13 protein-coding genes are annotated in these 12,995 nt (G+C 39.2%); 10 read left to right on the top strand and 3 right to left on the bottom strand.

The annotated features are described in order from the left end of the window. Positions 1–38 precede the first annotated feature (38 nt). Positions 39–473, top strand: coding sequence for an SRPBCC family protein (locus tag CBM15_RS17410; RefSeq protein ID WP_087618454.1), 435 nt, complete (start codon positions 39–41; stop codon positions 471–473). Positions 474–669: 196 nt separating this feature from the next. Next, positions 670–1,311 carry a PAQR family membrane homeostasis protein TrhA gene (gene trhA / locus CBM15_RS17405; RefSeq protein WP_014823074.1) on the top strand — a complete coding sequence of 214 codons (642 nt, stop codon included), beginning with the start codon at positions 670–672 and terminating at the stop codon, positions 1,309–1,311. Positions 1,312–1,352: 41 nt separating this feature from the next. On the opposite strand, the gene CBM15_RS17400 is transcribed toward trhA, so the two are convergent. Together CBM15_RS17400 and CBM15_RS17395 are read right to left on the bottom strand one after the other, a co-directional pair. Continuing rightward, complete coding sequence (locus CBM15_RS17400) at positions 1,353–2,171, bottom strand: cysteine methyltransferase (RefSeq protein WP_087618453.1); 819 nt, start codon at positions 2,169–2,171, stop codon at positions 1,353–1,355. A gap of 89 nt (positions 2,172–2,260) precedes the next feature. Further along, positions 2,261–3,514, bottom strand: coding sequence for a BaiN/RdsA family NAD(P)/FAD-dependent oxidoreductase (locus CBM15_RS17395; protein ID WP_193433811.1), 1,254 nt, complete (start codon positions 3,512–3,514; stop codon positions 2,261–2,263). A 265-nt stretch (positions 3,515–3,779) separates the two neighbouring features. On the opposite strand from CBM15_RS17395, the gene CBM15_RS17390 reads away from it, so the two are divergent. Both CBM15_RS17390 and CBM15_RS17385 read left to right on the top strand, forming a co-directional pair. Continuing rightward, positions 3,780–5,396 (top strand): putative polysaccharide biosynthesis protein, encoded by a 1,617-nt coding sequence (locus tag CBM15_RS17390; protein ID WP_087618451.1) that lies wholly within the window; start codon positions 3,780–3,782, stop codon positions 5,394–5,396. 49 nt (positions 5,397–5,445) lie between these two features. Next, positions 5,446–6,156 (top strand): pseudouridine synthase, encoded by a 711-nt coding sequence (locus CBM15_RS17385; protein WP_087618450.1) that lies wholly within the window; start codon positions 5,446–5,448, stop codon positions 6,154–6,156. Positions 6,157–6,347: 191 nt separating this feature from the next. On the opposite strand, the gene CBM15_RS17380 is transcribed toward CBM15_RS17385, so the two are convergent. Beyond that, positions 6,348–6,569, bottom strand: a complete 222-nt coding sequence (locus CBM15_RS17380) for a DeoR family transcriptional regulator (protein WP_008408196.1) — start codon at positions 6,567–6,569, stop codon at positions 6,348–6,350. Positions 6,570–6,893: 324 nt separating this feature from the next. On the opposite strand from CBM15_RS17380, the gene pepV reads away from it, so the two are divergent. From pepV to CBM15_RS17350, 6 genes are all read left to right on the top strand, one after another. Continuing rightward, positions 6,894–8,288, top strand: a complete 1,395-nt coding sequence (pepV, locus tag CBM15_RS17375) for a dipeptidase PepV (protein WP_087618449.1) — start codon at positions 6,894–6,896, stop codon at positions 8,286–8,288. A gap of 19 nt (positions 8,289–8,307) precedes the next feature. After that, complete coding sequence (gene dat, locus CBM15_RS17370) at positions 8,308–9,159, top strand: D-amino-acid transaminase (RefSeq protein ID WP_087618448.1); 852 nt, start codon at positions 8,308–8,310, stop codon at positions 9,157–9,159. A 296-nt stretch (positions 9,160–9,455) separates the two neighbouring features. Beyond that, positions 9,456–10,448, top strand: a complete 993-nt coding sequence (locus CBM15_RS17365) for a nuclease-related domain-containing protein (RefSeq protein WP_087618447.1) — start codon at positions 9,456–9,458, stop codon at positions 10,446–10,448. Positions 10,449–10,451: 3 nt separating this feature from the next. Next, entirely contained in the window at positions 10,452–11,372 is a 921-nt protein-coding gene (locus tag CBM15_RS17360; RefSeq protein WP_087618446.1) for a diacylglycerol/lipid kinase family protein, read from the top strand. 65 nt (positions 11,373–11,437) lie between these two features. Continuing rightward, positions 11,438–12,085: a tRNA (guanosine(46)-N7)-methyltransferase TrmB gene (gene trmB, locus CBM15_RS17355; protein WP_087618445.1), complete on the top strand. Its 648-nt coding sequence runs from the start codon at positions 11,438–11,440 to the stop codon at positions 12,083–12,085. Between the two features lie 24 nt (positions 12,086–12,109). Beyond that, positions 12,110–12,970 (top strand): YtnP family quorum-quenching lactonase, encoded by an 861-nt coding sequence (locus CBM15_RS17350; RefSeq protein ID WP_087618444.1) that lies wholly within the window; start codon positions 12,110–12,112, stop codon positions 12,968–12,970. Positions 12,971–12,995: the final 25 nt, after the last annotated feature.

The raw sequence follows: 12,995 nt of genomic DNA, 5'->3' as shown, positions 1-12,995 counted from the left end.
GGTCACATTTAATGAATTGAAGAAAGAAGTGTAACAACATGGCACAAGCATCACATTCAGTACAAATCCCAGTTAGCCAGGAACAAGTATGGGCTTTCGTAAGTAAAATCGAAAAATGGGCTGTATTAGTTCCGGCGTACAAAGAACATAAAGAATTGGATGCCCAAACATCACATTGGACATTCGAAGGAAACTTTAAAGGTTTAAAGAAAAAAGTTGAAATCGAAATTAAAATTATCGAAATGAATGAGCCTACTAACATCAGATTTGAAATAACTGGGCTATCGGATAATATTAAAGGCGGCGGCGAATTTACAGCTGAGCCGAAAGATGGCGGTACATATATGACAGGTACGGTAGAAGTAACTGCTGGAGGTCTTTCAGGGGCAGTATTGAATCCGGCTATTAAAGTACTATTACCGAAAGTAACGACTCGCTTAACAGAAAAAATCGCTCGCCATATCCAGGCATAAGACTACCAATAACTCACTGGAAAAAAATTTTCCCGGTGGGTTTTTTTATATGAAAGAAGGGGGTATAGCTTTAATGGACAGGCCCTTCCTGGATTTCCAGCAAATCCATGATAAATATCATATGGAAAGCATGACAAGTTCTTCTATAACAAACAGACCCAATTTTTTATAATTGAATAATGAAAGAGGTGGCTTTATGACACAAATCATGATGGAACAAAGTGGATATAGTACAAAAGAAGAATTTTGGAACGGGCTTACACACGGGATTGCCGCATTGCTGACGATTCCCGCAACATTGCTGTTAGTGAACAAAGCCCAGCATCAAGGAACAACATTAGAGCTCGTAAGCTATATTATTTTTGGTATTTCAATGTTCTGCCTGTATTTCGCTTCAACGATGTATCACTCATGGCCAAAACATAAAACATTTCTGAAAAAGCTCGATCACAGCTCCATTTTTTTATTGATTGCAGGAACGTATACACCAATCGTATTAGTCGCAATTGGTGGCAAATTGGGATGGACAATTTTTGCGGTTCAATGGATTTTAGCAACAATCGGAATTGTACTGAAACAATTTTTTGTTTACCGTTTTAAATTACTATCGCTGTTTGTTTACATCGGGATGGGCTGGCTCATTATTTTTGTAGCCAAGCCGTTATTCGCACATATTGGCATCGCCGGTTTTGCCACATTATTAATGGGTGGGCTGTCCTATACGGTCGGCACTTACTTTTATAAAAATGACCGCATTCCATACAACCATGCAATTTGGCACTTATTTGTTATGGGTGGCAGTGTCGCGATGTTCTTCGCAATTTACTTATATGTATAAACAAAAGAGTCAATCCTGTTATTGTGAGGATTGACTCTTTTCTATATGCTCGCTGTAAATTTTTCGATTAAATCTTGCAAATAATCGTCATATTGTTCTTCGTTGCGTTTTTTCATTTCTTCCAAAACCTGATTTAAAAATGTTTTGTTGTCCATGAACTGATCCGGCAACGTTTCATATAGTAGCTGATGATGGTAATTTTCCTGATCCAGATAAAGCTCAAAATAATAGCCGAGCTTTTCGTCTTCATTGAACATATGCATCATGCAATCTACTTCATAGCATTGCATAATAAAATCATGTTTAAAGCCAATTTGGACGGTAAATGCAATATGCCCGCCTTCACCATCTAATTTAAATGAATCCATATCAGAAATCATTTGGTTTTTTTGCGTGAGCCAGTACAGTTCGTTTGCCTGACGGTTAGTCGTAAAGCTTGTAATCCCTTTCGGCGCATTTTCAATGAAGAAATGCTTTGCCAGTTTTGCTTGCACCGCCTCTTCAATTGATGAGGAAGAAGCAATTTTATCAAGCTGCTGACATACAATTAGCAATAGTGCCGGACTTTTTTGCAAATGCTCAATAATCTTTTTTAATTGCATCGGGCAAACATTTGGTATATTTACCAAATCGACAGCCAAAGACATGCCAACACCTTGTTTATTTAAGCCAAGTATCAAATATAATGGAACACTTTTCGCATAGGAGTTATTTTTTTCAACATAGCAAAAAACACGAATGGAAAAGGTAAATTCATCTTTATTACGATTGCTTATTTTTGTGCAGGTTAAATGAGTTTGCATGAGCTCATCAGATGCTAAATAAAGCATAGTTTGGTTTTTTTGAGAATTATTATTCATCGTGCCGTATCCTCCTGAGTGTACATACCTCTTATGATACTAGGGAATGATGAGCAGTTCTAGTATTTTTACGATTAAAAACAGAAACGTTACTGTTGCCCCGCACTCATACCGGCAATTCGTCCTGTAACGAGAGCAGAAGTAATATTGTAACCCCCCGTATAACCGTGAATATCTAAAATCTCACCACAGAAATAAAGTCCCTGTTTTTTCTTGGAGGCCATTGTTTTTGGTTCAATTTCTTTTACCGAAACCCCGCCTCCTGTAACAAATGCCTTTTCAATTGGTTGGGTACCGTGAACGTCCATTGTAAACGCGACAAGTTCGCGTGCAAAATTGCGAATCTTCTCCTGAGATAATTCTATGCCTGTTAACTGTGCGTCAATACCTGCACGCTCCATTAAAAATAATAGCCAGCGTTCTGGAACGAGTGATTTCCATAAGTTTTTTACCGCTTTTTTCGGTTCTTCCTTGATTGTTTTATTTAACATTTGGAAGCATGTTTCTTCATTGTACTGCGGTAATGATTGAATACGAACTTGTACTGGCGCGCTCCCTGTTTTCAACTGTTCTTTTACAATAAACTGACTGCAGCGTAAAATGGCAGGACCGCTTAAGCCAAAGTGTGTAAACAGCATATCCATCTGATGTGTTACAAGAACTTTTCCTTTTTTGTTTAAAACGGAAACAGCGGCATCACGTAATGCCAACCCTTGCAGCTCACGTGATTGGATAAATGGTTCCTTTGATGTAACGGGAACTTCTGTCGGGTAAAGTGTAGTAACCGTGTGGCCTGCACGTTCTGCCCATGGATAACCATCACCAGTAGAGCCTGTTTGAGGAACAGCTTTACCACCGACTGCGACAACAACAGCATTTGTACGGATTTCTTCGCCGCTTTCCAAACGTACACCATATATTTTTTGATCGTCCATCAACAATTTATTAACTGCCGTGTGCAAACGGACTTCTACTTTTAATCGCTTCATTTCATTGACAAGTGCATCAACGACATCTTGTGCGCGGTTGGATACTGGGAACATACGCCCGTGATCCTCTTCTTTTAATGCCACGCCAAGTCCTTCAAAAAATGCGATAATATCTTCATTATTATAAACTGTAAAGGGGCTATATAAAAAGCGCCCATTGCCGGGAATATGTTTAATGATTTCTTCCGCTGATAGTCGATTTGTTACATTACAGCGTCCACCGCCAGAAATGGCCAGTTTCTTTCCTAGTTTTGAGCCTTTTTCAAGCAGGAGCACTTTTTTGTTTTGCTCGGCTGCGGCAATTGCTGCCATCAATCCTGATGGACCGCCTCCTATTACAATTACATCATACATAGATAATTTCTCACTTTCTTTTGCAATAATTTTTTCGTTCAACGGATTTTTCTCTTACTTATTATACACGAAGTGAAGAAACTATTTGAGTAAATGGACTTTCACATGTAAACTTGTAAAAGGAATTGTACGGGAACTTTTTAATGAGAACACCGTCACAAGAAGGAAGTTAAATAATGTAAATAAATAACTTGCCTTACGAAATCGTATTGTAAGTGAATTGTTATACTAAAAGAGAATTTCATATAGAACGGTAGGTTATTTCATGTCTTCATTAATGAAAGGAACAGCCATATTAACAATTGGATTGTTTCTATCAAAGCTTTTAGGGTTAGTTTATATTTTCCCGTTTTACGCCATTGTAGGTGAAGATAATATTGCTTTATATAATTACGCCTACATCCCCTATAATATTATGTTAAGTATTGCCATCGCGGGACTGCCGATTGCAGTATCAAAATTCGTATCGAAATATAATGCGCTCGGGGATTTCGATGCCGGTCGCAGATTAGTAAAAACAGGTGCTTTACTGATGACGCTTACAGGAATTGTAGCGTTTATTTTAATGAATCTGCTTGCAACACCGCTAGCAAATATTGTGATTGATAGTGAAGAACAGACATTTACTGTGGAGCAAGTTGCGAATGTCATCAAGTGGGTAAGTTATGCACTGATTGTTGTGCCGTTTATGAGTTTAGTCCGTGGCTACTTGCAAGGATACGGACATTATTTGCCGACATCTGTTTCTCAGCTGGTCGAGCAAATAGTGCGCATCGTCTTTTTATTAGGCGGGGCATTCATCGTTGTCAAAGTTATGGACGGTAATGAGATTACAGCAATTAATTTCTCGGTATTTGCCGCATTTATTGGAGCGCTTGGCGGACTTTTGACATTGTTTTATTTCTGGAAAAGGCTGCGCCCCGAGATTAAAGCAGTTCAGGTTGTCGCACCGAAAGAACAGAGACTTCCTTATTCGGATATGTATAAAGAAATTTTTAAGTATTCAATTCCTGTTGTTTTCGTCGGGTTGGGAGGCTCATTATTCCAGCTTGTCGATTTGCTGACATTCAACCGTGCGATGATTGCCAGTGGGATATCAGGAGAAATTAGCGATGCATACTTTACAATGCTTAACTTGTTGACACAAAAGATTGTCATGATTCCAGTCGTTTTGGCGACAGGCTTTTCGATGGCCATCATTCCGACAGTCACGAAATTTTATACGGAAGGCAATTTACGGCAAGTACATAGTTCGATGGATAAAACGTATCAGGTGCTGCTGTTTATTACCGTACCGGCAGCGATCGGAATTTCAATTTTAGCGGAGGATTTATATCACTTCTTCTATTCCTACAGCGAAATGGGCACACAAGTATTAAGCCACTATGCACCAATTGCGATCTTCTTTGCATTATTTACAGTAACAGCCGCCATGTTACAAGGGGTCAATTACCAAAAATGGGTCATCTTCAGTTTACTTGTCGGCTTGCTTACGAAGACGATACTAAATACACCGCTTATTCATCTTATGTCGGTTGATGGTGCGATTTTAGCGACAGCACTTGGCTATGGAGCAACAATCGCGATCAATATTTTTGTCATAAAAAAAGTGACAAATTACAATGCGACAGTAGTTTTACGCCGTATTTTGTTAATTGTTATTTTGACAATTGTCATGGCGTTAGCAGTATGGATCACACATATCATTTTAACAGCGATTGCTCCGGCTTCTACGAAAGTATTAGCGCTTCTATATGCAATCATTTGTGCAGGGGTTGGTGCCATTATTTATGGCGCGATTTCTTATCGACTAGGGTTAGCCCAATTATTATTAGGTGAAAAGTTTACAAAAATTGCACGTAAATTAAGATTAGTAAAATAAAAATGAGGACGTCGTAACGAAGGCGTCCCCTTTTTTCATGGAGGACTATATGCGTTTAGACAAATTACTGGCTAATATGGGCTACGGCTCGCGAAAAGAAGTGAAACTATTATTAAAGCAAAAAGCTGTCACAGTGGATGGTGTTACAGTGAAAGATTCAGCAATACATGTCAATCCGGAAAAACAAAATGTTTCGGTATTTGGCGATCGTGTAGAGTATGTGGAGTTTATTTATTTAATGATGAATAAACCCCCGGGTGTCATTTCGGCAACAGAAGACCGTTACGATCAAACGGTCATTGATTTGCTGGACCCAGAGTATCAGCATTTTGAGCCATTCCCTGTAGGCCGGTTGGATAAAGATACAGAAGGGCTGCTGCTCATTACAAATGACGGCAATTTAGCTCATAATCTGCTTTCTCCTAAGAAGCATGTTCCGAAATGGTATTATGCCAAAATTGACGGGGCTGTGACAGAAGCCGATATTGAAGCCTTTGCACAAGGAGTTACATTGGAGGATGGCTATCATACAAAGCCGGGGGAATTGAAAATATTAGTATCTGGCGAGCAATCGGAAATTGAGCTAATGATCCAAGAAGGGAAATTCCATCAAGTGAAGCGGATGTTTGAGGCGGTAGGCAAGAAGGTTACGTATTTAAAGCGTCTGTCAATGGGAACATTGCAGCTTGATGAACAATTGGCATTAGGTGAATACCGGGAGCTGACAGAACAGGAACTCGATCTGTTGGCGTCAAAATAATAAACAAAGGAAAAGCGAATGCCCCGACGAAAAGGCATTCGCTTCTTTTAGTTCTATGTGTTAAGAACTAAGTGAACGCTTGCTGACTCAGCAATGTTCTTAATATTTCATGTGTAACTGATCGACACCTTACGTTATGTTGGGACAATTAGTCCTTTCTCACAAAATAAGAATCAGCCGCTTTCAAAATTCTAAGATGTCATTTTTACTTTTTTCTTCGTCGTTGTCCATTTACCCCGACTTGGACTCATTACCAAGTCATTGAAGGCTAACACATTCAAATCTCTTTGAATGGTGCGAGGAGTGATGTTAAACTCTTCGACTAAATCCTGTGTAGTCACTTCTCCTTTATTGAGGATAAACATATACACGTCTTTAATACGATTAAGCATTCTATCAGTAGTTGGCTTCATTTCTAAAAACCACTCCTTCGATCTTAAATTCTCATGGCATAAGACTAGCGGACGACAAAATATGTGCGGAGTGCACTTAGGCTTTATAGTTTGCCTTAGACATCCCCTTTTCTGAAAGTTTGGTCAGAATTGATGTTCTGACACATACATTATAGCGGAAAACCAAACAGATTTCCAGAAATGAGAGACAAAAAACACTATTTTTACAGAAAATTCATATATTTAATATTCCTAGAAATAGAGGATGCCGATTAAAGTCAAATGATTATTGTAATTTTAACAAGAAGGAGTACAATAACAATATTATAAAAATGAGGTGTAGTGATGGATTGGTTACAACTGGCTCAGGAAAGAAAAGAAGAGCTTATAAAAGAATTGCAGCAATTGATTCAAATAAAAAGTGTAAAAGATGAAAATAATTTTTCTGATATAATGCCTTTCGGTGCTGGTCCGAAAGCAGCATTGGAATTTATGCTTCAAAAAGGTATGGAGCAAGGGATGACTACAAAAAACGTGGATCATATGGCCGGCCATATTGAAATGGGCCAAGGTGAAGAACTTGTCGGTGTGCTTTGCCATGTCGATGTTGTACCTGCCGGAGATGTCGCTAGTTGGACATATCCTCCATTTGAAGGGCAAGTGGCAGACGGAAAATTATTTGGTCGTGGTGCGATTGATGACAAAGGTCCAACAATGGCGGCTTGGCTGGCGATGAAACTGATTCACGATGCGAAAATCCCTTTGAAAAAACGAGTACGAATGATAATTGGTACAGATGAAGAAAGCGGTTTCCAATGCGTGACGCGCTACTTCGAAAAAGAAGAAATGCCGACAATTGGTTTTGCACCTGATGCAGACTTTCCGCTAATCAACGCTGAAAAAGGTATTGCCCATTTAACGTTTTCAAGTAAAGAAAAACGATCAAGTGATGAGCAATTACTGTCATTCTATGCAGGTAACAGAACAAATATGGTCCCGGATGAAGCAACTGCTACTTTAAAATATGCCGAAAAGAGCACAAATGAGAATTTTCTGAAATATTTAAAAGAAAATGATGTTGAAGGTACTTTCACTAAAAACGATAATGGGATTATAATTGTTTTGAAAGGTAAATCAGCCCATGCAATGGAACCGGAAAAAGGACGAAATGCAGCGGTTTATTTAGCGAAGTTTTTACAAAATGTTGTGACGACAAATCAGAGTAAGTCGTTTGTCGATTTTATTGTCCGTGTTTTTGACAACGATCATTACGGCACAGCATTGGACTTCCAATTTGAAGATGCGATGTCAGGACCGACAACATTAAATCCGGGAATCGTAACTTTTGATGAGCACGGTTCGTCAATTGAAGTAAGTATGCGCTATTCCGTGACATATCCGTTTGAAGAAAAAATAACGAAAGTACAGGCATTATTACAGCATGAAGCTTTTACGTTAGATGTAGTGAGCAATTCAATCCCGCATTATGTAAGCGAGGAAGATGAATTGATACAAACATTGCTCCAAGTTTATCGCAAATACAGCAATGATTTCTCGAAGCCTCTTTCAACAGGTGGAGGGACATATGCGCGCGTTATGAAAAAAGGGGTCGCATTCGGTATGCTGTTCCCTGGTGAACAAGATGTTGCCCATCAGGCAGATGAATTTGTTGATATTGAAAACTTGATAAAAGCGACTGCCATTTATGCAGAAGCAATTGTAAATTTAGCAACTAACTAATTAAAAGGTGGTATTTGAGATGAGCTTTAGTTTATGGAATGATCAAATTGTAAAAAATGAAGAAGTGCTGGTAGACAAGGAAGACCGCGGTTACCAATTCGGCGACGGTGTGTATGAAGTCGTGAAAGTATATAATGGGGAACTTTTCACAGCAACTGAACATATTGACCGTTTTTATGACAGTGCTGAAAAGATCCGCATTACGATTCCTTATACGAAAGATAAATTACACCAATTACTGCATCAACTGGTTGAGGTGAACAACATTGACACAGGTCATGTTTACTTCCAAATTACTCGTGGTGCCGGCCCTCGTAACCACATTTTCCCTGGTGATGATGTGAAACCGGTAATAACAGGGAATGCAAAAGAAAATCCACGCCCATTGGAAAACTTCGAAAAGGGTGTAAAGGCAACATTTGTGGAAGATATTCGCTGGCTGCGATGTGATATTAAATCATTAAACTTGCTTGGCGCGGTTCTTGCAAAACAAGAAGCATATGAAAAAAGCTGCTATGAAGCGATTTTACACCGTGACGAGATTATTACAGAAGGTTCATCTTCAAACATTTACGGTATTAAAGATGGTGTGCTGTACACACATCCGGCCAATAACCTGATTTTAAACGGGATTACACGTCAAGTAATTATTAAATGTGCAGCGGAAATCGGACTTACTGTAAACGAACAGGCAATGACGAAAGAACAGCTGCTTGCAATGGAAGAAGTAATCGTATCTTCAACGACATCAGAAGTAACACCAGTTATTGAAATTGACGGTACTGTGATCGGCAACGGCACACCAGGTGAATGGACACGTAAATTACAAGCACAATTCGAAACAAAAATTCCAAAAGGGATTAAAGCTTAATCTGGTACGCTGTATTATTTTAGAAAGCTAAAATTTAATTTTTAACAAGTTGATTGGAATGGAGGGGAGGGACTCCAACGGGAATAGCGCGATCCTGAGACTACAGGCTCAGGCCGTGCCCGCGGAAAGCGTCCGACCCGGAATGGAAATCAACTCCGATGGTTTGAGAAAGAATTATAATTACACAATTTAATAAAATAGCGCCTTGCTTATCGGCAAGGCGCTATTTTTTTTTGGAGATAACCTGTAAAATGTAATGTAATAAAGAATAGGAATGAACTTAGGGAGTAGATAAAATGGCTCAGTTAATAAAACTTCAAGATTATATTTCACGATATGAAATTGACTTGGCACGCTATCCGACGCAGTTTATTCGCTTAAAACAAAATCAGTGGGAGCGGATAAAGTATCAATGGCAGACTGGAGAAACAATCGAGCGTTGGGAACATATAGAGGAAGAGGTGCAGGAAGAGAAGAAAAAGTCGCTTTTCCAAAAACTTTTCCCTTTTAAAAAAGATGTACCGGAAGAAGAACAAGAAGATATCGAAAAAGTGACCATTTCCAATGAGTGGGCAGTAGAGGGAGATTCGCATCAAGAAGAGGATAAGACGCTAAATTTTGAACCGAATCTAGTCTACACACCAAAAACGTTGGAGGAACTAAAAAAAATGTTTATCGACCAGTTTTTTCATTTCCAAATGAAATGGGCGAGTTCGACATTACGTGAAAAATCTTATGTAGATCCAAAATTTATGCGCGATACATTGTTGCGTTCCATGCTTCAAACATTACCGGACAATTACTTAGTATTCTATTATCCGATTTTACGAGTGAAAAAAGCGCCGATAGAATTGGATATTATTATTATGACACCGACAGAATGTCTGTGCATTACGGTTTTGGAACAGGAAAGTCAGGCGGTCTATATCGCAAATAGCGAACGCTTCTGGTTAAAGAAGGACGGGAAAAATGAAAAAAAAGTGTTAAGCCCTTTAATTCAGTTAAACCGGATGGAAAAAGTTGTCGAACAGATTTTTCAACAGAACAATATTGAACTGCCGATCCGTAAAGTGTTGTTAACACGAAACGGCTATATTGATTATCCTGGAACAATGTATGGTATATCATTTGTGGATAAACGGAAATTTCCGGAATGGATGGAACAATTAAAGCATTCTGTTTCACCGATGAAGCATATGCAAATACGTGGTGCACAAGCCATTTTAAATACAGTTCAAACAACATCTTTTCATCGGGATATTTGGAATACGGAAAATAAGGAAGATTAATGAATGGAAGTACATTTTATAATTAATCCTTATGCAGGAAACGGGCAGGGAATTAAGCGTTGGCGTCAGTTTGAACAACAGTTGGCAATCCCGTATCAAAGCCATTTGACAAAATACGAAGGACATACAATGCTGCTGGCCAATGAACTTGCCGGACGAGCGACAAAGGAAAACCCGGTCTGTCTTATTGCTATTGGCGGGGATGGGACGATTCACGAAGTGCTGAATGGCGCAATACATTTTAAAAATGTTTATTTAGGGGCAGTTTCAGCAGGATCGGGTAATGATTTTGCCAGGGGATATCAAGCATTCAAAACGAGCAAACAGGTCGAGCAATTTATAAATACAGTAAATAGCTCCTCTCATGATTGTGGAGTAGTGAAACAAGGCGGAACAACTAAATACTTCATTAATAATTTTGGTGTTGGGTTTGATGCATTAGTCGCGGGTATCGCTAACAGTTCCTCGCTGAAAAGGTCGCTTAATAAATGGAAACTGGGAAAGCTGAGCTATCCTTATTACGTCATTCATGCGCTTTTTACATATAAACCGTTTAAGCTCACGATTTCCCGTGAAGGGAAAATTAAGCAATATCAAAATGTATGGTTTGTAACGGCCAGCAACCAGCCTTATTTTGGCGGGGGGATGAAGTTGTCTCCTAATTCTAATACATCCGATGGCCAGTTCGAATTGACAGTCGTCTCCAATTTATCGAAGTGGAAATTATTATTCCTTTTTGGGACTGTATTTTTAGGGAAGCATACTTTGTTGAAGGAAGTCGAGCAGTTTGCAGCAATGGAAGCAAAGTTGATTTTTGATGAACCAGTCATGGCACATGCAGACGGTGAAACACAAAAACTAGCAACCGGTCAAAACAAAATTCAAATAACCGTTCAGAAAAAAGCATGGAATTTAGCAAAATAAAAGCAAAAGATGCTATTTTCCGTTATAATATGAGGCAGCTACACAATAGAAAAGAGGATAAGTAAGTGAGATTAAAGCATAAACCATGGGCAGCGGAATATATTCAACAACATCCTGATGTAATTATTCCAAACCCGGAAGATTATAAAGGTAAATGGAATGAAGTATTCGGCAATGACAATCCGCTACATATCGAAGTTGGTACGGGTAAAGGTCAATTCGTATTAGGAATGGCACTGCAAAATCCTGATGTTAACTATATCGGGATTGAATTATTTGATAGTGTTATCGTTTGTGCCCTTGAAAAAATTGAAGCAGCGAACAAACCATCCAATTTACGTTTATTAAAAGTTGATGGCGCGAAGCTGGAAGAGTTTTTCGGAAAAGGGGATGTGGACCGTGTATATCTGAACTTCTCGGATCCATGGCCAAAAGTGCGCCATGCAAAACGTCGCCTAACACACGAAGGATTCCTAAAAATTTATGAGAACATTTTAGTTGATAACGGTGAAATCCATTTTAAAACGGATAACCGTGGTCTTTTTGAATATTCACTCGTAAGTATGAACGAGTATGGTATGGCATTAAACTATGTATCGCTAGACTTACATGCCAATATGCCGGAAGATAATATTATGACAGAATACGAGGAGAAATTCTCGAAGCTCGGTCAGCCAATATATCGACTAGAATGCCAATACAAGACGAAATAATTAACGATTTAGGGGGATGGAGAAATGGATCGATTTGAATTTCACAACATGACACTGACATGGTTACATGGGGGTGTCACAGCGCTGGATGGCGGGGCTATGTTTGGGGTAGTGCCAAAAGCACTGTGGTCTCGTAAATATCCGGTAAATGAACTGAACCAGATTGAATTAGCATGTGAACCAATCTTAATTCAATACGAGGGGAAAAATTATTTAATCGATTCAGGTGTAGGTGCCGGTAAATTAAATGAAAAGCAGCTTCGCAATTTCGGTGTTTCCGAAGAATCAACAATTGAAAAAAGCTTAGCTGAAGCTGGATTAAAGCCAAGTGATATTGATGCAATTTTAATGACACATCTTCATTTTGATCACGCTGGCGGTTTAACGAAGTGGGAAGGAGACAAGCTTGTTCCGGTTTTCCCGAATGCAGTTATTCACACGACGCAAATTGAATGGGATGAGATGCGCAATCCGAATATTCGTTCAAAAAATACGTACTGGAAAGAAAACTGGGAGCCTGTACAGCATTTAGTTTCAACATATGAAGGGGAGCTGGAAGTAGCTCCGGGCTTAAAATTAATCCATACGGGTGGTCATAGTGAAGGGCATGCGATTGTTCGCCTGGAGCAAAATGGGGAAGTGGCGCTACATATGGCGGATATTATGCCGACACATGCCCACCAAAATCCGCTTTGGGTATTGGCGTATGATGATTACCCGATGACAAGCGTATTTGCGAAGGAAAAGTTGATGAAAGAAGCACTTGAAAATGGCTACCGCTTTATTTTCTATCATGATGCGTATTACCGCATGATTCAATGGGATACAACAGGCAAAGAAGTAAAAGACAGCCTGGAACGTTCGAAACCGGCATTGATTAAGTAAACACGAAAGCACCTGCATAATTTTC

It is taken from the genome of Solibacillus kalamii, assembly GCF_002174535.1.
Classification (GTDB): domain Bacteria; phylum Bacillota; class Bacilli; order Bacillales_A; family Planococcaceae; genus Solibacillus; species Solibacillus silvestris.
Note: the sequence above shows the minus strand (reverse complement) of the source record. Positions and strands in the feature narration are given on the sequence as shown.